The sequence below is a fragment of the Shewanella psychrotolerans genome (genome assembly GCF_019457595.1).
In the GTDB taxonomy this organism is placed as follows: Bacteria; Pseudomonadota; Gammaproteobacteria; order Enterobacterales; family Shewanellaceae; genus Shewanella; species Shewanella psychrotolerans.
This window is the reverse complement of the sequence record NZ_CP080419.1, coordinates 1,663,293-1,682,256: the sequence shown is the minus strand read 5'-3', so window position 1 is coordinate 1,682,256 and position 18,964 is coordinate 1,663,293. Positions and strand designations below refer to the sequence as shown.

19 protein-coding genes are annotated in these 18,964 nt (G+C 43.3%); 13 read left to right on the top strand and 6 right to left on the bottom strand.

The window, feature by feature from the left end:
* Nucleotides 1-22: 22 nt before the first annotated feature.
* The gene (locus K0I62_RS07385; protein ID WP_220070826.1) at nt 23-775 is read right to left on the bottom strand and encodes a Nif3-like dinuclear metal center hexameric protein; all 753 of its coding nucleotides are present in this window, start codon (nt 773-775) and stop codon (nt 23-25) included.
* 215 nt (nt 776-990) lie between these two features.
* On the opposite strand from K0I62_RS07385, the gene K0I62_RS07380 reads away from it, so the two are divergent.
* The gene (locus K0I62_RS07380) at nt 991-1,341 is read left to right on the top strand and encodes a hypothetical protein (RefSeq protein WP_220070825.1); all 351 of its coding nucleotides are present in this window, start codon (nt 991-993) and stop codon (nt 1,339-1,341) included.
* Between the two features lie 512 nt (nt 1,342-1,853).
* Nucleotides 1,854-2,708: a pyridoxal kinase PdxY gene (gene pdxY, locus K0I62_RS07375; protein ID WP_220070824.1), complete on the top strand. Its 855-nt coding sequence runs from the start codon at nt 1,854-1,856 to the stop codon at nt 2,706-2,708.
* Between the two features lie 152 nt (nt 2,709-2,860).
* Here the strand turns inward: pdxY and K0I62_RS07370 are convergent, their stop codons facing one another.
* A complete protein-coding gene (locus tag K0I62_RS07370) occupies nt 2,861-3,352 on the bottom strand; it encodes an outer membrane lipoprotein (RefSeq protein WP_220070823.1) in 492 nt (163 codons plus the stop codon).
* Nucleotides 3,353-3,404: 52 nt separating this feature from the next.
* On the opposite strand from K0I62_RS07370, the gene aat reads away from it, so the two are divergent.
* The 3 genes from aat to infA all read left to right on the top strand — a co-directional run bounded on the left by aat (nt 3,405) and on the right by infA (nt 5,157).
* Nucleotides 3,405-4,115 (top strand): leucyl/phenylalanyl-tRNA--protein transferase, encoded by a 711-nt coding sequence (aat, locus tag K0I62_RS07365; RefSeq protein WP_220070822.1) that lies wholly within the window; start codon nt 3,405-3,407, stop codon nt 4,113-4,115.
* Nucleotides 4,105-4,809: an arginyltransferase gene (locus K0I62_RS07360; protein ID WP_220070821.1), complete on the top strand. Its 705-nt coding sequence runs from the start codon at nt 4,105-4,107 to the stop codon at nt 4,807-4,809. Before aat ends, K0I62_RS07360 begins: the two co-directional genes overlap by 11 nt.
* A 129-nt stretch (nt 4,810-4,938) precedes the next feature.
* Entirely contained in the window at nt 4,939-5,157 is a 219-nt protein-coding gene (gene infA, locus K0I62_RS07355) for a translation initiation factor IF-1 (RefSeq protein WP_011865366.1), read from the top strand.
* A 184-nt stretch (nt 5,158-5,341) separates the two neighbouring features.
* Here infA and clpA read toward each other — a convergent pair whose 3' ends face one another.
* Together clpA and clpS are read right to left on the bottom strand one after the other, a co-directional pair.
* Entirely contained in the window at nt 5,342-7,597 is a 2,256-nt protein-coding gene (clpA, locus tag K0I62_RS07350) for an ATP-dependent Clp protease ATP-binding subunit ClpA (protein WP_220070820.1), read from the bottom strand.
* Nucleotides 7,598-7,632: 35 nt separating this feature from the next.
* Entirely contained in the window at nt 7,633-7,941 is a 309-nt protein-coding gene (gene clpS, locus K0I62_RS07345; protein WP_220070819.1) for an ATP-dependent Clp protease adapter ClpS, read from the bottom strand.
* Between the two features lie 244 nt (nt 7,942-8,185).
* Here clpS and cspD point away from each other — a divergent pair, with 244 nt between their 5' ends.
* Nucleotides 8,186-8,392, top strand: a complete 207-nt coding sequence (cspD, locus tag K0I62_RS07340) for a cold shock domain-containing protein CspD (protein WP_028764803.1) — start codon at nt 8,186-8,188, stop codon at nt 8,390-8,392.
* A gap of 125 nt (nt 8,393-8,517) precedes the next feature.
* Here the strand turns inward: cspD and K0I62_RS07335 are convergent, their stop codons facing one another.
* Nucleotides 8,518-10,737, bottom strand: a complete 2,220-nt coding sequence (locus K0I62_RS07335; RefSeq protein WP_220070818.1) for an NADP-dependent isocitrate dehydrogenase — start codon at nt 10,735-10,737, stop codon at nt 8,518-8,520.
* A gap of 302 nt (nt 10,738-11,039) precedes the next feature.
* Here K0I62_RS07335 and K0I62_RS07330 point away from each other — a divergent pair, with 302 nt between their 5' ends.
* From K0I62_RS07330 to K0I62_RS07305, 6 genes are all read left to right on the top strand, one after another.
* A complete protein-coding gene (locus K0I62_RS07330; RefSeq protein WP_258405108.1) occupies nt 11,040-11,765 on the top strand; it encodes an rRNA large subunit pseudouridine synthase E in 726 nt (241 codons plus the stop codon).
* 52 nt (nt 11,766-11,817) lie between these two features.
* Complete coding sequence (locus K0I62_RS07325; protein ID WP_220070817.1) at nt 11,818-12,267, top strand: NUDIX hydrolase; 450 nt, start codon at nt 11,818-11,820, stop codon at nt 12,265-12,267.
* Between the two features lie 177 nt (nt 12,268-12,444).
* Nucleotides 12,445-13,560: a tRNA 2-thiouridine(34) synthase MnmA gene (gene mnmA / locus K0I62_RS07320; RefSeq protein ID WP_220070816.1), complete on the top strand. Its 1,116-nt coding sequence runs from the start codon at nt 12,445-12,447 to the stop codon at nt 13,558-13,560.
* A gap of 3 nt (nt 13,561-13,563) precedes the next feature.
* Nucleotides 13,564-14,181 carry a high frequency lysogenization protein HflD gene (gene hflD, locus K0I62_RS07315; RefSeq protein WP_220070815.1) on the top strand — a complete coding sequence of 206 codons (618 nt, stop codon included), beginning with the start codon at nt 13,564-13,566 and terminating at the stop codon, nt 14,179-14,181.
* Between the two features lie 32 nt (nt 14,182-14,213).
* Nucleotides 14,214-15,584 carry an adenylosuccinate lyase gene (gene purB / locus K0I62_RS07310; RefSeq protein ID WP_220070814.1) on the top strand — a complete coding sequence of 457 codons (1,371 nt, stop codon included), beginning with the start codon at nt 14,214-14,216 and terminating at the stop codon, nt 15,582-15,584.
* 95 nt (nt 15,585-15,679) lie between these two features.
* The gene (locus K0I62_RS07305) at nt 15,680-16,807 is read left to right on the top strand and encodes a ribosomal protein uL16 3-hydroxylase (protein WP_220070813.1); all 1,128 of its coding nucleotides are present in this window, start codon (nt 15,680-15,682) and stop codon (nt 16,805-16,807) included.
* A 133-nt stretch (nt 16,808-16,940) separates the two neighbouring features.
* Here K0I62_RS07305 and K0I62_RS07300 read toward each other — a convergent pair whose 3' ends face one another.
* Nucleotides 16,941-17,390, bottom strand: a complete 450-nt coding sequence (locus K0I62_RS07300) for a DUF4826 family protein (RefSeq protein ID WP_220070812.1) — start codon at nt 17,388-17,390, stop codon at nt 16,941-16,943.
* Between the two features lie 283 nt (nt 17,391-17,673).
* Between K0I62_RS07300 and K0I62_RS07295 the strand changes: the two genes are divergently transcribed.
* Entirely contained in the window at nt 17,674-18,705 is a 1,032-nt protein-coding gene (locus K0I62_RS07295) for a Glu/Leu/Phe/Val dehydrogenase dimerization domain-containing protein (protein ID WP_220070811.1), read from the top strand.
* Nucleotides 18,706-18,964 lie beyond the last annotated feature (259 nt).

The window sequence follows — 18,964 nt, the reverse complement described above, 5'->3', positions numbered from 1 at the left end:
TGGTATTGACTACATTTGACGTTTAAACAGGGTTAGTGATATCGACAAAATGATGTGTCAAATCAAACTCACGAGCTAAATGTTCACCTAATGCTTGAATACCGAAACGCTCTGTAGCATGATGACCCGCTGCAAAATAATGAATATTTTGTTCAACGGCGCTATGGAATGTTCGCTCGGACACTTCACCGCTAATAAATGCATCAAGACCCAAGTCAACCGCTATATCAATGTAATCTTGAGCCCCACCACTACACCAAGCTAAATGACTTATCGCTTTATCACTTTCACCTAAACAGAGTGCTTGTCGGCCCAATACGTGACTGAGATGATGAGAAAAATCACTTACTGACATAGGTTCGTCAAGACGTCCCTGCCAAACTAACCCTTGGGGAGAATCAGCGATTGGCTCAGCATCTATGATGCCAAGTGCCCTGCCAAGCTCGGCATTATTACCCAGCATAGGATGAGCATCCAGCGGTAGGTGATAACCATACAAATTGATCCCATTATTGATTAATGCTTTGATTCGCTTATATTTCATCCCAGTAATGACTTCACTCTCACCTTTCCAAAAAAAACCATGGTGTACGAGCAGCGCATCGGCATTGAGTTCGATAGCACGATCGATCAACGCCTGACAGGCCGTCACTCCTGTCACTATGGTTTTAATTTTATTGCGGCCCTCTACCTGTAATCCATTAGGCGCATAATCTTTATAGCTTGAAACCTGTAAAAACTGAGCTAGATATTGAGTTAACTCTATGCGATTCATTACCTCTCCTAATTATTTTCCTAACTAAACAGCCAGCCACAATATCAAGATCGTCGCGAATATGAGGCGGTGATTATTGCGCTTAGTGTAGCCATAACTGAGCGTCAGTTCATAGAAATACGTTGAATTTCTGTGAAAATTGGACTTTTTAACCCGTTAAACTATAAAATTACCCAAAACCTTCAATTAAACATTAAAAGAAATAGGTTAAAACTATGTCAAAGTTGACCAAAGAAGAGGTGATTAGCACGCTAGAGTCTGCACTGAGCAAAGCAAAAGGGCAGACTGTATCTATCGAGCAAAAAGGAAGTTGGTACAAAATCGACGGTGGAAAATCTCTTCGTTTTAGCGAATTAGAAGCAATGCTTGCCGAGCAAGGTAACAGTGTTGAAGCGCCTAAACCTGCAGACAAGGCAAAAAAGGCACCAGCTACAACTAAAAAGTCTGCCCCAACAAAAGCAGCGAAAGAAGTACAAGCTAATAAAACTTCAGGCGCAGGTATGACACCAAAAGAACTTTGGCGTGCAAAATTAGCCGGTAAAGGACAGCTTCCTCGCGGATTTTAGTCTTGACCTTACATTTAAAGGAGCCTGATGGCTCCTTTAAATGTAAGACGCTCCATCAGTACTTTTGGTTTCGATGTTGTTTACACCTAACAGACAATTCAATTCTCGAGATAATTGCCCTTGTTAGTCTCACCGTTCAATCAATCACGTATCACTATAACGATATAAGATCTCAGACTCTTGTTTACATCATTGATCTCTTGTCGATAAGCCATTATAAACTCAACCCAAATTAACTTGATGATTGTTCAGAACTCATCATACTCATTCTGAACTCAAGTTAAGAGATAGAATCACACTAGACTAATTTGCCGCTCCACGGTCAATGACGCTGAAACTTATTATCTCTGTTTGGCGATAAGGTCTGTTTACGCCTCGTTCACCAGTTGATTGTAGGCAGTTAGAGGAGTTGAAGGTTAGTTAAGATATGTTTATTCCCCCATTTCAAGTTACTTAGGGTGTGCCCCACTAAATCATCAGCAACAATATCAACATATAAGGTAGTTCATTAGGTGAAAGGAATTATTTCAATCCAATCTCATGTCGTATTCGGCCACGCTGGTAATAGCTCAGCCGTTTTTCCATTACAACGCATGGGGATGGAGGTTTGGCCTATCCATACAGTACAGTTTTCAAACCATACTCAATACCAACAAGGTTGGACTGGTCGCGCATTTTCAGCCGACCACATCGACGAATTAATCTGCGGTATCGATAACATAGGTAAACTGAGCGATTGTGAAGCAATACTGTCTGGTTATCAGGGCAGCGCTGAACAGTGCCAAGCAATCGTTAACACCGTCAATAAAGTAAAAGCGAAAAACATCAACGCGATTTATGTATGCGACCCGGTTATGGGCGATCCTGAAAAAGGCTGCATTCTAGCTGAAGGAATAACAGAGCAGCTTGTCTCTCAAATAATGCCTATCGCCGATGTAATAGTACCGAATCAGTTTGAGTTAAGTCAGTTTACTCAAATGGAGATCACTAACCTTGAACAGGCCAAATCCGCTTGTGAGAAAGCATTAACCTTAGGGCCTAAAATGGTACTGGTTAAACATTTACATTCTAGCTCTGATGACGTCTTCACCATGATGTTAGCTACCCAATCAGGTTGTTATATCTGTCAGCGCCCACACCTTGCATTCGATAAACAGCCCGTTGGCGTCGGCGATCTGATTTCAGCGCTTTTTACTGGTGGATTACTCAAAGGTATGACGCCTGTTGCCGCATTTGAACATGCGACCAGTGCCAGCTATGGCGTATTGAAAGTGACTCATCAAGATCACCATTGGGAGTTACAAACCATCAAGGCACAAAATGAGTTAGTATTACCAACAACGCAATTTAAAGCCCAAGTCATTTAGCCACTGAATCAATAAAAGTCCGTCTGTATTAAATGAACATTTGGCCCTATAAGAGGGCCAAATGCACTAACGAAAATACCAGAGAAATACCACAAAAATTCAGGATAAAACCCCAAAAAATCTTGTTTAACAACGCCTCAAGTGACACTGAATTACATTACGATGTCGACTCTGACTCGCCCTTGCAGATAAATCACTCTCACTTCGTCATCAGGATTCAATACCATTCCTGGGTCGTAATCCTGAATAACCATTACCTGCTCACCATCTTCAAACGTTATCATTAATTCTACCAGCTTAAGTTCTTGGTAATTATCACGGCTATAACGATTACCGACTCCAGCACCAACCAATGCACCAAGAACGGTTGCCACATCTTTGCCTGAACCGCCGCCAAACTGATGACCAATAACACCACCTAACAGCGCACCACCAAAGGTTTTCCAGCCTTGATGACTATCTTCAACTAATTGGATTTGGGTGATGTTTCGCACCGATGTCACATGACCATAAATGACTTTCTCAACGGGTACAGCTTGATCACGTTCATATGCGGCGAGTGTATATGGTGACATGCCCAATGTGCCTGTCGCGACAAAAACAATACAAACAAGACTAAAGAAACGGCTTATAGGTTTCAACATGGCTGGTTTTCCGCTAACTTATAAAGAGGCTATCAACTAATTTTAATCAATTGTGAACTCACTGTCCTATTTAAATCATGAACTGGCTCAGTTCCCATCGCCAGAATACGCATTGACCGATCCCAATGGGTTATTGGCCATCGGTGGCGATCTGCACCCTAAACGCCTATTAAGCGCTTATTATGATGGGATCTTCCCATGGTTTAACGAAAATGACCCCATCCTATGGTGGTCACCAGATCCTCGAGCCGTTTTTGTTCCTGGCTCAATGAAAATTAGTCGTAGTCTAAAACGTCATGTAAAAAGAAGCCATTGGCGTTTTACAGTAAATATGGCCTTCTCGCACGTTATCGAAAACTGTGCAAAAACCAGAGAAGGGCAAGATGGAACTTGGATAACCCAAGAGATACAGCATGCTTACAAAGCATTGCATACTCAAGGTAAAGCGCATTCAATCGAGGTTTGGGAGAACGACGAGTTGGTGGGGGGGTTATATGGTCTTGCTATTGGACAGGTATTTTGTGGGGAATCGATGTTCCATCATAAAACAAATGCCTCAAAAGCCGCAATGATGATGCTACATCAACACTTACTAACCCATAGGTTTCGTCTTATTGACGCCCAAGTAATGAACCCACACCTTCAATCTTTAGGTGCCAAAGCATTAAAGCGTAGTGATTTTATCAACCTATTAAAACGCTTCCGAGATATCGAAGTCGCCAGTGATGCCTGGCACTGTGCCGAGGTCTACCTTGAGCTCTAAATCTGACACGATTCAAGTCGGTATGACCAACACATTTGCATGTAGCTACCTACCCGAACAACAAGAACAGCTACTCGTTCTGCAAGAAAATACACTTAACGTGGAACTGTTCGAGCAGTTATTAACCTTAGGGTTTCGTCGTAGCGGAGAAACGTTATATAAACCGCACTGCCCCAATTGCCGAGCCTGTCAACCGATACGGATACCTGTAAAACATTTTTCAGCCTCTCGACGACAAAAGCGCACCTTAAAGCACAATAGAGATTTAAGTTGGTCAATCGTCAATACAACATCAGATGAACATTATCAGTTGTACCAACAATATATCGAACAACGCCATCATGATGGCCCCATGTACCCACCCTCAAGAGCGCAGTATGATAACTTCATTCAATGTGCATGGCATCAACCACAACTTATTGAAGTAAGAGATAATAAAGAACTAATTGGCGTCGCAATAACCGATGTCTTACCCAATAGCCTATCGGCCATTTATAGTTTTTTTTCGCCAACGCAAGAGAAGCGTTCAATGGGTTCATTGATGATCCTGATTCAATGCCGTATCGCTAAATTAATGGGAAAGGATTTTTTATATTTAGGTTACCAAATCGATGCATCACGAAAAATGAACTACAAAAAAGCATACCAACCCTACGAAATCCTTACCGCAAACGGTTGGCAGCAAAGTGAATAATACCCTGGTTGTAGAAAAAATAATGCAAACAGTTATTTCGGGATAGCTAACCACCTCTTTACAGCAGGCGTATTTTGCGGCATGATACGCCCGTTTTTAATATTTGAAGGCTAACAGGATAACTGATTAATGGCGAAAGAAGACAACATTGAGATGCAAGGCACTATTCTTGAAACCTTGCCAAATACAATGTTTCGAGTAGAGCTAGAGAATGGTCACGTTGTGATTGCCCATATCTCAGGCAAAATGCGTAAAAACTACATTCGTATTCTTACGGGTGACAAGGTCACAGTTCAGCTGACCCCTTATGATTTGAGCAAAGGGCGCATCGTCTTCCGTTCACGCTAAAGTTAGCTAACGATTAAATAAAAACCGGCAGAGCCGGTTTTTTTGTTTACTAAATTTAGTTTCATATTGTATTTCAAAGCAACTAAAGTCAGTAGACTCTGCATACATCATGCATTTTTTACCGATCGATAGATACGAAAAGGGCTGCAACTGCAGCCCTTTTTATATCTAGATTTTTGACAGATTAATGGGTCACTTTCTCTAGACTGTCAACATTGATGGTTAATTTGTCACCTTCAACATCTACATGAGCGGTGCCACCTTTTTCTAGCTTGCCGAATAAAATTTCATCTGCAAGTGGACGCTTAATCAACTCTGTGACAACTCTCGCCATTGGACGTGCCCCCATCGACTTATCGTAACCTTTTTCGGCTAATAAGGTTCTGGCCTCATCACTCACTTCAAGTACCACAGATTTATCATCAAGCTGTGCTTGAAGTTCAACAAGGAACTTATCAACCACCTTAGCGATAACCGTCATATCCAAATGATTAAACCAGATGATCTCATCGAGTCGGTTTCTAAATTCAGGCGAGAACACGCGATTAATTTCAGATAAGGCATCTTGGCTATGATCTTGTTGCTTAAACCCTATCGATTTACGCACCGTTTCTTGTACACCCGCATTAGTAGTCATCACCAAAGTTACATGGCGGAAATCGGCTTTACGGCCGTTATTATCCGTTAGAGTACCGTGATCCATCACCTGCAATAGCAGGTTATACACATCGGGATGTGCCTTTTCAATCTCATCAAGTAACACCACGCAGTGTGGGGTCTTAATAACGGCATCGGTTAACAATCCACCTTGATCATAACCAACGTACCCTGGAGGTGCACCAATCAAACGGGATACCGTATGGCTTTCCATATATTCAGACATATCAAAGCGAACAAGGTTAAGTCCTAAACAGGAAGCTAATTGACTCGTGACCTCAGTTTTACCGACCCCCGTAGGGCCAGCAAACAAGAAACTACCAACTGGCTTAGTCTCTCCACCCAATCCACTTCGAGACAGACGGATTGCCGCGCTAAGCGCTTCAATGGCCTTATCTTGGCCAAATACAACCATTTTAAGGTTACGCTCTAGGTTCTTGAGCATATCCTTGTCAGTGGTCGATACCGACTTCTCAGGAATACGAGCCATCTTAGCGATAATCGCTTCAATTTCACTTTGACCAATGGTTTTTTTACGCTTACTTGCAGGCAACATCGCCATTCTAGCGCCCGCTTCATCAATCACATCAATGGCTTTATCAGGTAAATGCCGGTCATTAATATGTTTATCAGAAAGACGTGCAGCAACACTGAGTGCCGCTAAGGTATAACGAACACCATGGTGTTCTTCATACTTAGACTTTAGTCCTTTTAAAATCTTAGTCGTCTCTGCGACTGATGGCTCATTGATATCCACTTTTTGGAAGCGTCGAGCCAGCGCGCGGTCTTTCTCAAAAATACTTTGGTATTCTTGGAAAGTCGTCGAGCCCATACAACGTAAGTTACCGCTCGATAATAGTGGTTTTAACAAGTTAGATGCATCCATCACTCCGCCAGATGCAGCACCCGCGCCAATAATCGTATGAATTTCATCGATAAACAAAATGGCTTGTTTATCTTCGGTTAACTCTTTAAGCAGACTTTTGAAACGCTTTTCAAAGTCACCACGATATTTAGTCCCTGCAAGTAAGGCTCCGAGATCGAGTGAATACACTGTAGCGTTGAGCATCACCTCTGGCACTTCTTCATTGACAATACGGTAAGCTAAGCCTTCAGCGATCGCTGTTTTACCAACGCCCGCTTCACCCACTAACAAGGGATTATTCTTACGACGACGACACAATATCTGAATTGAGCGCTCAATCTCTTCTGTACGGCCAATTAGCGGGTCAATATTACCTTTACGAGCTTCTTCATTTAGATTAGCTGCAAACTGAGATAACTTGCTACGCTCCTCTGTCTCGCTATGGTCTTCAATCTGCTCTGGCTCTTGAGCGCTATCTGCATCGTCTCGGCCAACGCCATGGGAGATGTAATTGACCACATCTAAACGTGTCACTTCACAATTACGGAGTAAATAGACGGCTTGGGACTCTTGCTCACTGAAAATCGCAACCAGCACGTTGGCACCAGTCACTTCATTACGCCCAGAAGATTGCACGTGAAACACTGCTCGCTGCAGGACGCGTTGGAAACCTAACGTTGGTTGAGTTTCGCGCTCATCGTTAGGATCAGCGATGATTGGCGTTGTTTGTTCAATAAAACTCGCGACCTCTTCTCTCAGCTTATCGAGATTAGCCCCACATGCGATTAACGCTTCCTGTGCTGCGGGATTATCGATTAACGCCAATAGCAGATGCTCTACGGTCATATATTCATGACGCGCGTCTCTGGCTTGTTGAAAAGCCAGATTCAAGGTGACCTCAAGATCTTTATTTAACATAAGCACCCCCTAAAATTAATCACAACAAGTCGAGATTAGGCTTTCTCTAATGAACACAGTAACGGATGTTGGTTTTGTCTTGCAAACTGATTTACTTGAGCAACCTTAGTTTCTGCTATGCCAAAAGGAAAAATACCGCATATTCCCTTCCCCTGATGATGAATTGCTAACATGATATCGGTCGCTTCTTGCTCATTTTTCTTAAAAAACAGCTGCAATACCTCAATGACAAAATCCATTGGGGTGTAGTCATCATTATTTAATATCACTTTATACATTGAAGGCGGAGCAATTTCTGATTCTACGCGCTCTTCAAGATGTTCAATATTTCCTGCTTTAGCCATGTTTAAATATTAGCCTCTAGTTTTGGCTTCTACCAAATGTTGATCTTAACTATGATTAAACATACCAGTCATCGGACCAATAAAACACTTGATCGCAATATTTGTCTAAAATGTTGCTCTTTTGTTAATTTACCCTTGACATCCGCTTTTACTGGTTTCATTCTGTTCACTGAGCGGTGAATTTTCCCCGCATCATTAGTTTTACTATCTTACTGGTCAGTAAACAACAGAAGGAAGTGGAAGTATGGCAAACGGAACTGTTAAATGGTTCAACAACGCCAAAGGATTCGGGTTTATCTGCCCTGAAGCTGGTGGTGAAGACGTTTTCGCACACTATTCTACCATCGAAATGGAAGGCTATCGAACTCTAAAAGCAGGCCAACCAGTCCAATTCGAGGTCGAACAGGGGCCAAAAGGGATGCACGCATCGGCAATATCACCCACTAAATAGTGAAGTGACAAAATAAAAAAGGTAGGATTTCCTACCTTTTTTTATGTCTAAAAAAAGTGCAACGTATTGAATGCAAAAAAGGGGAGCCGACAGGCTTCCCTTTTCATCAACAGGTATTAACCCTATTAACTTAATAATGCATTAAGGGTTGCGCTTGGACGCATAGCAGCTTCAGCTTTAGCTACATCTAAACGGTAATAACCACCAAGATCGACTGCAGCGCCTTGAGCACCATTTAGCTCTGCAACAATTTTATCTTCGTTGTCGCTAAATGCTTTAGCCAAAGGAGCAAAATACGCTTTCAATTCAGAGTCACCATCTTGAGTCGCTAACGCTTGTGCCCAATACATTGCCAAGTAAAAATGACTACCGCGGTTATCTAACTCGCCAACACGACGCGAAGGTGAACGATTTTCATCTAAGAATTGACCGATAGCGATATCTAACGCATCGGCTAATACTTGAGCCTTAGGATTATTGTAGTTAAGACTTAGGTGCTCTAATGAAGCCGCTAACGCCAAAAACTCACCTAAAGAGTCCCAACGTAAGTGACCCTCTTTCTCTACCTGCTGAACATGCTTAGGCGCACTACCACCAGCACCCGTTTCAAACAGTCCACCACCACTCATAAGCGGAACGATAGATAACATTTTAGCACTAGTGCCTAGCTCTAAAATTGGGAATAGATCGGTAAGATAATCACGCAACACGTTACCTGTCACAGAGATAGTATTGAACCCCTCTTTGGTGCGCTTCAATGTGAAACGCGTTGCTTCAACTGGCGACATGATATGCAACTCAAGGCCATCGGTGTCATGCTCTAGCAAATACTGATTCACTTTGGTGATCAGCTGTGCATCATGAGCACGCTCTGCGTCTAACCAGAAAACGGCAGGTGTAGAAGAGAGACGTGAACGATTTACCGCTAATTTCACCCAATCGCGGATAGGCGCGTCTTTAACCTGACACATTCTCCAAATATCGCCAGCCTCAACAGCATGAGATAATAAAACATTACCGTTGGCATCGATAACGTTAACAACACCGTCAGCGGCAATTTCGAATGTCTTATCATGGCTACCGTACTCTTCGGCTTTCTGCGCCATCAAGCCGACATTAGGAACACTCCCCATGGTGGTTGGATCGAATGCGCCATTCTGTTTACAAAATTCGATGGTCTCCTGATACACACCCGCATAACAACGATCAGGGATCATTGCCTTGGTATCTTTAAGCTTCCCATCAGGGCCCCACATTTGCCCTGATGAGCGAATGGCTGCAGGCATAGAGGCATCGATAATCACATCACTTGGTACATGCAAATTAGTAATGCCGCGATCAGAATCCACCATAGCAAGCGAAGGACGGCTAGCATAAATAGCCGCGATATCCGCTTCGATCTCAGCTTTTTTGTCTGCTGGTAGGGTAGCAATTTTGGCATATACATCGCCAAAACCATTGTTTACGTCCACACCTAGCTCATCAAACAATTGACCATATTTAGCAAACAACTCTTTGTAAAAAACCTTAACAGCATGACCAAAAAGGATTGGATCAGAGACCTTCATCATAGTGGCTTTAAGATGCAACGACAGCAACACATCTTCATCTTTAGCCGCTTCGATTTCGCGCTCAAAATAGGAAACTAACGCCTTTTTACTCATAGTCGACGCATCAATCACTTCGCCAGCCAGCAATGCCAAACCCGACTTTAATGCCGTTTTTGAACCGTCTTTAGCTTCAAACACAATATCAACCGTGGTTGCATCGTCAAGGGTCACAGACTTTTCTGTGCCATAAAAGTCACCCGCTTCCATGTGAGCTACGTGAGATTTTGACTCACGACTCCATGCGCCCATTGAGTGAGGGTTTTTCTTGGCATAATTCTTAACCGATGTTGGCGCGCGGCGGTCGGAGTTACCTTCGCGTAGAACCGGGTTTACCGCACTACCTTTAATCTTGTCATAACGTGATTTGGCTTCAACTTCAGCATCTGTTTTAGGCTCATCAGGATAATTAGGTAAAGCATAGCCTTTATCTTGCAGCTCTTTAATACACGCCTTTAACTGCGGAATAGATGCGCTGATATTTGGCAGTTTAATGATATTGGCTTCAGGCTTGGTCGCCAATTCGCCCAATTCAGCTAACGCATCGGCTATCTGTTGCTCAGGCGTTAAATAGTCAGCAAAGTTAGCAATAATACGGCCAGATAGTGAGATATCGCGAGTTTCAACACCGACACCCGCTGCAGCGGTAAAATTCTTAATGATAGGGAGTAGAGATAGGGTCGCGAGCGCTGGGGCTTCATCAGTTTCAGTATAAATAATCGTTGGATTGTCGTTCATTTTATGTCCTACGTTTTTGTAAAATAAAGCGTTAATGAATCAAGTTACTATTATAATTTTTATCGTTATCAGGCGAATTAATCGCGCCTTTATGGAGACATTATCAAAGGTATACAAAGTAGTGCGCTGGCAAGTTAACTAAATAGCCTTCTTGATAACTTAAAGCTGAATCAATGCTATACATCCTAGAACTAACATCTCAAAAACCATTCACGACTTGCTATCGATCACATTTTCATGGCCGACATCATAAATCATTCACAGTAATATTCAAATTCCACTAATGGCCAATGCACAGTACAATGTCACGAATCGAATACACTATGCCAGAAGTTTACCTTGTGAGTTCATCAAAACCTGCAAAACCAAAATCTTATTCTCAAAAACCTGCATTTAAAGGTCGGACATCACCTGCGGCGAATAAACGCGACCAAAGTGCTAAAACAAGCTATCGTCCAAAAGCTAAATCGAGTAAACCTCGAGCAGCCAATCCTGTTATTGTGTTATTTAATAAACCGTTTGATGTGTTATGCCAGTTCACCGATGAGCAAGGTCGAAAGACACTAAAGGACTTTATTCCTGTAAAAGATGTTTATGCGGCAGGTAGATTAGATAGAGACAGCGAAGGCTTACTATTGCTGACAAATGACGGCCATCTGCAGGCTAAAATCACTCAACCTCAAAAGAAAACCTATAAAACTTATTGGGTTCAAGTTGAAGGTGAACCCAGCGCCGAATCGCTGCAGGCGCTAAGGCAAGGGGTTGAACTTAAAGATGGTTTAACCCTACCAGCAAAGGTTAACGTCATTGCCTCTCCAGATGTTTGGCCACGCACTCCTCCCATTAGGGAGCGACAAAATATTCCAACCACCTGGCTATCTATTGAGATTTGTGAAGGCCGTAACCGACAAGTTCGCCGCATGACAGCGCATATTGGCTATCCGACACTCAGATTAATTCGTTATAAAATAGGTCAATGGAGCCTAGACGATATCGCCAACGGCGAGTATCGAATCATTGAACCCTAACTAAACACAACTAACTAAACACAAGTCATTACTGCTCAATAAAGGGGGCGAAATGAAACGTTACAAGCCCAATGTCACTGTTGCCTGTGTGATAAAATGCCAAGATAAATACCTTATGGTCGAAGAGTTAATCGAAGGCCAGCTGAGATACAACCAGCCAGCAGGACACCTCGAGGCCAATGAATCCCTGCTCGATGCCTGCATCCGAGAGGTATATGAAGAAACGGGCGTAAACGTCAACCCCACCGAGCTTATCGGCATTTATCAATTTTCCGCCACAAATGACCTTGCTTTCTTACGCTTTAGCTATTTTTGCGAACTTCTCACACAGCAAGCCCCCTTACCTCAAGATGCTGCAATAAACCGCGCCTTATGGCTGAGCCTAACCGAAATCAAAGCATTAAAATCACAGCTAAGAAGCCCGCTAGTGCTTCAATGCATCGAAGATCAACTATCGGGAAAACAATTTTCGACTGACGTGGTTAATTGTCAGTTTCTCTAGTTAGCTACCACGCATAATGCATGATAGAATATGCCCCCGCATATACGGCGTTAACCACCTGTTTTCGTGCTCCTTGACATGAGTTGAGCAGAATTAGCAGGTTAACTTCGGCTAACATTCAAGATTGACTAAGGTTAGCCACGCTGTAGCAACATTATTTTAACGGTTTTAGGATCTATGGCATTAATCGAACCCAATCCAAACGGAAAAAAAGTCATCGTCGGCATGTCTGGTGGTGTTGATTCATCTGTTTCAGCATACTTGCTGATGAAACAGGGCTATCAAGTAGAAGGCCTGTTTATGAAAAACTGGGAAGAGGACGATACCGATGAGTATTGCGCCGCTGCAGATGATTTAAAAGATGCTCAGGCCGTTTGCGACAAATTAGGCATCCCCCTCCACACCGTTAACTTTGCCGCCGAATATTGGGACAATGTGTTCGAGTACTTTCTTGCCGAATATAAAGCGGGACGTACGCCGAATCCCGACATCATGTGCAACAAAGAGATCAAATTCAAAGCGTTTTTAGAATTCGCCGATGAGATCTTAGATGCCGATTATATCGCTATGGGACACTATGTTCGTCGCAGTGATGACTCAGGCCAAAGCCAAATGTTACGCGGCATTGATGGCAATAAAGATCAAAGCTATTTCTTATACACCTTAAGCCATGAACAAGTGGCGCGTTCGCTGTTCCCTGTCGGTGAACTTGAAAAAAGCGAAGTGCGTGAAATCGCCAAAGAGATGGGACTAATCACCCATGATAAGAAAGACAGCACAGGGATCTGTTTTATCGGCGAACGTAAGTTTACCGACTTCCTGCAAACCTTCCTGCCAGCACAACCAGGTAAAATTGAAACCAGCGAAGGCGAAGTGATTGGTGAGCACCAAGGCTTGATGTACCACACCTTAGGCCAACGTAAAGGTCTTGGTATTGGTGGCATGAAAAACAGTAACGATGACCCGTGGTATGTGGTTGATAAAGATCTTGAGCGTAATGTGCTTATCGTCGGTCAAGGCGGTAATCACCCTCGTTTGATGTCGCTTGGTTTCTTTGCCGATCAGCTTCATTGGGTAGATAGAAAAGGCCCATTAGATGGCGCAAAAATAACCGTAAAAACCCGTTATCGTCAGCGCGATGTTGCCTGTACCCTTACCTACGAAGGCGAAGATCGCATCAAGGTCATTTTCGATGAACCTGTAGCCGCAGTAACCCCTGGACAGTCGGCCGTATTTTACGATGGTGAAGTCTGTCTCGGTGGCGGTATCATCGATTCGTTGATAAGAGAGTAAACCGTGAGCGAGCCTATTTTTGATAGAACTATGGCATTTGCAGGCATCTTACAAGCTATCGGCCAAGTGCAGCGTGTCGCAAGGCATGGACAAGCAGACAGCGATGGTTTAGCCGCAAGCCTTAATAGTATTTTGGTGACCAACCCTGATAAAACCAGCGATGTATACGCAGATAAAATCGCATTACAACAAGGTTATCGACTGATCCTAAATCAACTCGGTGATGACAAACAAAAAGATGTCGAGATCACCCGTTATCTTATCGGGATTTTAGCCCTTGAGCGTAAACTGTCTCGTTCATCAAGTGCGCTCGGCATGTTAGCCGAACGGATTAACCAAGTGCATCGTCAGTTGCATCATTTCTCGATAACGGACGATCAAGTCGTTGGTAATTTTGCTGGGATCTACAGCGATATTATCAGTAACTTAGGCCCCAAAATTCAGATCTCAGGTAATCCAGAGTTTCTGAAGCAGCCTCTTGTACAACAAAGAATACGTGCTTTACTACTCGCCGCCATGCGCAGCGCAGTATTATGGCGCCAATTAGGAGGCAAGCGCAGGCACCTTGTCTTCTCTAGAAAAGCAATAGTTGATATCGCTAATAAAAGCCTCACCCTATAAATAATAAGCTAAGTTCATTAAAGGAGCTTCTAATGGAACTTTCCGCACTAACTGCTATCTCTCCGGTAGACGGTCGTTATGGTAGTAAAACCGCCTCATTAAGAGGGATTTTCAGCGAGTACGGCCTGACCAAATACCGTGTTCAAGTCGAAATAAACTGGCTAAAGCTGCTTTCCAGCTGCCCAGAAATTGAAGAAGTTCCACCTTTTAGCGAAACCGCATTAGCACTGCTTGATCAAATCAAAGATAACTTCAACGAAGAAGACGCCCTGCGCGTTAAAACCATTGAAGCCACGACCAACCATGATGTAAAAGCGGTTGAGTACTTTATCAAAGAGAAAATTGCCGACAATGCTGAATTAGTCGCTATCGACGAGTTCGTTCACTTTGCCTGTACCTCTGAAGATATTAATAATCTGTCTCACGGTTTAATGCTTACCGACGCTCGCGAGCAAGTGCTTGTACCATACTGTCAACAAATCGTAGACGGCATCAAGAAACTGGCAGCAGAATATCGCTCAGTACCTTTAATGTCGCGTACTCACGGTCAACCAGCTTCACCTTCAACATTGGGTAAAGAGATGGCCAATGTTGCCGTACGTCTTGAACGTCAAGTTAAGCAAATCCAAGCGGTTGAGATCATGGGTAAGATTAATGGCGCTGTAGGTAACTACAATGCTCACCTATCTGCGTACCCAGAAGTGGATTGGCACACATTATCAGAGCGTTTCGTGACCAGCCTTGGCCTTAACTGGAACCCTTATACGACTCAAATCGAGCCACACGATTATATCGCTGAGCTATTCGATGCGGTTGCTCGATTCAATACCGTGCTAATCGATTTTGACCGTGATATCTGGGGTTATATTGCCCTTGGCCACTTTAAGCAAAAAACCATTGCAGGTGAGATTGGTTCATCAACCATGCCACACAAGGTTAACCCCATCGACTTTGAAAACTCAGAGGGTAACTTAGGTATTGCCAATGCGATTATGCAACACTTAGCGGCAAAACTCCCTGTATCAAGATGGCAGCGAGATCTGACCGACTCTACTGTTCTGCGTAACTTAGGCGTTGGTATGGCGCATGCGCTGATTGCATATCAAGCAACCTTAAAAGGGATCAGCAAGCTTGAAGTCAATGAAGCACACCTACGCGATGAACTGAACCAAAACTGGGAGGTACTCGCAGAGCCAGTACAAACAGTAATGCGTCGCTACGGTATCGAAAAACCATATGAAAAGCTAAAAGAGCTAACCCGTGGTAAACGTATCGATGGTGAGCAGCTAGCGCAGTTTATCGATAATCTCGAGCTACCCGCAGAGGTTAAAGTTGAGCTGAAAAAGATGACTCCGGCTAACTATATTGGCCGTGCGGAAGCATTTGTCGACGAACTAAAGTAATCTTATTACATTAGTCTTATAAAGGCGGTAGGCTAATGCTTATCGCCTTTATTGTTTTTATTTTCCGATCTCCTCACTTAGGATCACATCACGCCATGTATACTCTCAATTTCGACCAACAAGCATTTTTAGAGACCTATTGGCAAAAGCAGCCATTAGTGATCAAGGCAGCCTTTAAAGACTTTGCCGATCCCATCGCCGCCGATGAACTTGCCGGACTGGCGTGTGAAGAGGAGATTGCATCACGGATAATCTTAACCAAGCAAAATAATTGGGAGATCATCCAAGGCCCCATCGAAGATTATGCCCCCTTTGGAGAAGATAACTGGCAACTGTTAGTTCAAGCCGTTAATCATTGGTATCCAGATTCTCAGCCACTCGTTGACGTTTTTCGTTTTATTCCAGACTGGCGCTTTGATGATTTAATGGTGTCGTTTGCGACTCCTGGTGGTGGCGTTGGTCCCCATATCGATAACTATGATGTCTTCTTACTTCAAGGTGAAGGCAAGCGTCGTTGGAAAGTCGGCCCAATCGGCAACTATTCTCCTCGCGGCGGCGATACTCATACGGCACTTATCGATGATTTCGAGCCAATAATCGATGTGGTTCTCGAAGCGGGTGATATGCTCTACATTCCGCCGGGATTTCCTCATCGTGGCGAGACTATAGAAACGGCACTAAGTTACTCGATTGGTTTTCGAGCGCCAAGTCAGCAAGAGTTGATCAGTGGCATTGCCGATCATCTCATCGACACTAATAGTGGTCTCAAACGCTTTACCTCGACTCAAGAACCAACAGAGCCTGGACTGCTTCCACTTACTCAGCAAGAGGGTATGCTTGAGCTACTTAGGGAGCTATTAACAAAGCCTGAATATTATCAACCCGTGCTTGGGCAATTACTCAGCCAAAATCGATTTGAACTCGATTTATGTGAGCCAGATGGTGAACACACTTCAGAGGAGTTACTTGAGGCCTTAGAAGATGGCGCAGAGATCCAGCGCATCGGTGGTCTAAAGGTGATCCGTATTGAAGGCGATAGTCAAAAGCGCCTATTTATTAACGGTGAAATTTACTGCTTAGATGAGGTTGAGGCCGATACACTCACGACCTTAGCGAATCAGATTAGTTTCGATAGCGATACCGCTTTAGCTTTGTGTAAGCAACCCGACGTAGCAGAGTATTTTTTATGGCTGCTTGATCAAGGTTATGCCTACCTCGCCTGATACAGCACTAGCCAATAGTCGACAAAAAAGCCGCTAACATGATGGTTAAAGCGGCTTTTTTATCACTTGTGTTTTTTAATCACTCTTATTTGGGGATTAAATACCCCCTTCATTCGCGTTGCTTAACAATAACTTATGAATTTTTCCATAACTTTTCGTCATTATGAATTTGATACAAGCTCTCTGCACGAGACACTAATAGCTTGGCAAATTTAGCTTGAGTCGCATCTTTAGTGACACCTGACTTTATTAGGTTTTCAGCTTTTAATTGCCACATCATTGAAAAGTGGCGAATCGCATCGCGCGCCGTTTTAGCTACGCCAACATCCACATAATCAGAAGGCAAATCACCAGACATCACCCAAAAGGTTTGTGCTTTAGGTTGTTTAGATTCCATTTTCCACACGGCTAAAAATGGCGCGAGATAGCGACTCTCTTCGGCAATAACCTTACTTGGAATCACCCCTTTTTCAGCTAAAAAGCGATTTGCTTTTTGAAAGTGCTCTTTAATCCACTGCTGAGTAAGTGCTTCTTGTTGTTCTGGACTCAAAGGTTGAGTTTGATCGACTGCTTGTTCCGTCATTCTACTTCCTATTTCTTATAATTATGCTGTGATCTCTTGGTTTAGCTTAAATATCTATCGAAAGAAAACCTCTCACTATAGACGTTACCGGACAAAAACAACTTACAGCTTTACGTTAACGTAAAGTGGAAAGCAAAATTGCCAGCAAGATCACAATTAATACTAATCTTTACTTTGTTGAGAGTATCGCTAAATGCTATCGTTCTGCAATAAATATAACAAGTCGTCGAACTAGCGAATTTCGCAGCTCGGCGTTTTAATTTCCAAGCGGAGAACTCGTAAAGTGGCAGTATTCAATCACATCTCATTTGACGACCACGAACAGGTCGTATTTTGTCATGACAAAGAAAGTGGCTTGCGCGCTATTATCGCAATTCACAACACTAATCTTGGCCCTGCTGTCGGTGGCTGTAGAATGTGGAACTATGAATCAGATGACGAAGCGCTGACGGACGTACTGCGTCTTTCTCGCGGTATGACTTATAAGAATGCCCTTGCTGGTCTCTCTATGGGCGGTGGAAAGTCAGTTATTATTGCCGATCCAAAGGTTGAAGACCGCGAAGCACTCTTTAGAGCCTTTGGCCGCTGCATCCATACATTAGGCGGCAAATACTACTCAGCTGAAGATGTAGGCGTATCAACTGCCGATATCATGATTGCCCACCAAGAAACACCATATATGGCTGGACTAGAAGGTCAAAGCGGCGATCCATCTCCTTACACAGCATTAGGCACCTACTTAGGCATTAAAGCGGCAGTGAAGCACCAACGTGGCATCGACAGCCTTAAAGGACTTAAGATCTCAGTACAAGGTGTTGGACACGTTGGCTACTACCTATGCCGTCATCTTCATGAAGAAGGCGCTGAACTGATTGTTACCGACATTCATCAATCATCCCTGGATAAAGTGGCGACTGAATTTGGTGCAACCGTTGTGGCACCACAAGATATCTACCATCAAGATGTTGATGTGTATGCTCCATGTGCATTAGGCGCAACAATCAACGACACCACAATTCCGTTATTAAAAGCGACTATAGTCGCAGGTTGTGCCAACAACCAGCTTGCTGAAGTGCGTCATGGTGAAAAGCTAAAAGAACTCGGTATTCTTTATGCGCCAGACTACGTAATTAACGCTGGCGGTATCATCAACGTATCGTTCGAAAAAGATTACGACTCACAAAAATCGACGGCGAAAGTTGAAGAGATTTATAACACGCTGCTGAAAGTATTTGAATTATCTGACGCACAAAATCGTACCACTGCAGACGTTGCCGACGAACTCGCTCGCGCCATCATTAATGGTCAGAAATAACGTATTATCGCTTACAACAAGCAATCAAAAGCCACTGCACTAATGCAGTGGCTTTTTGCTATTTATACTCTGAAAACCAAAATACCTTTCATCTAAACCACTTACAAAAATTCATAATTTAACAGTCTACATGTTGGCTTTTAGCAAGCAAAAAAAGATAAAAATAAATTTCCGTTTAACGCCAACAAGATAAACTTTTTACACAGTTTATTCATAAAACCGTACTGGAAAATGTCATATTCCTCTGCTTGAATTAGAA

Excerpts from the sequence above, each read along its gene's own strand:
- K0I62_RS07385 (WP_220070826.1), bottom strand. The coding sequence starts at position 775 with ATGAATCGCATAGAGTTAACTCAATATCTAGCTCAGTTTTTACAGGTT.
- K0I62_RS07380 (WP_220070825.1), top strand. The coding sequence starts at position 991 with ATGTCAAAGTTGACCAAAGAAGAGGTGATTAGCACGCTAGAGTCTGCA.
- K0I62_RS07370 (WP_220070823.1), bottom strand. The coding sequence starts at position 3,352 with ATGTTGAAACCTATAAGCCGTTTCTTTAGTCTTGTTTGTATTGTTTTT.
- infA (WP_011865366.1), top strand. The coding sequence starts at position 4,939 with ATGGCGAAAGAAGACAACATTGAGATGCAAGGCACTATTCTTGAAACC.
- clpA (WP_220070820.1), bottom strand. The coding sequence starts at position 7,597 with ATGTTAAATAAAGATCTTGAGGTCACCTTGAATCTGGCTTTTCAACAA.
- clpS (WP_220070819.1), bottom strand. The coding sequence starts at position 7,941 with ATGGCTAAAGCAGGAAATATTGAACATCTTGAAGAGCGCGTAGAATCA.
- cspD (WP_028764803.1), top strand. The coding sequence starts at position 8,186 with ATGGCAAACGGAACTGTTAAATGGTTCAACAACGCCAAAGGATTCGGG.
- K0I62_RS07335 (WP_220070818.1), bottom strand. The coding sequence starts at position 10,737 with ATGAACGACAATCCAACGATTATTTATACTGAAACTGATGAAGCCCCA.
- K0I62_RS07330 (WP_258405108.1), top strand. The coding sequence starts at position 11,040 with ATGTCACGAATCGAATACACTATGCCAGAAGTTTACCTTGTGAGTTCA.
- K0I62_RS07325 (WP_220070817.1), top strand. The coding sequence starts at position 11,818 with ATGAAACGTTACAAGCCCAATGTCACTGTTGCCTGTGTGATAAAATGC.
- mnmA (WP_220070816.1), top strand. The coding sequence starts at position 12,445 with ATGGCATTAATCGAACCCAATCCAAACGGAAAAAAAGTCATCGTCGGC.
- purB (WP_220070814.1), top strand. The coding sequence starts at position 14,214 with ATGGAACTTTCCGCACTAACTGCTATCTCTCCGGTAGACGGTCGTTAT.
- K0I62_RS07305 (WP_220070813.1), top strand. The coding sequence starts at position 15,680 with ATGTATACTCTCAATTTCGACCAACAAGCATTTTTAGAGACCTATTGG.
- K0I62_RS07300 (WP_220070812.1), bottom strand. The coding sequence starts at position 17,390 with ATGACGGAACAAGCAGTCGATCAAACTCAACCTTTGAGTCCAGAACAA.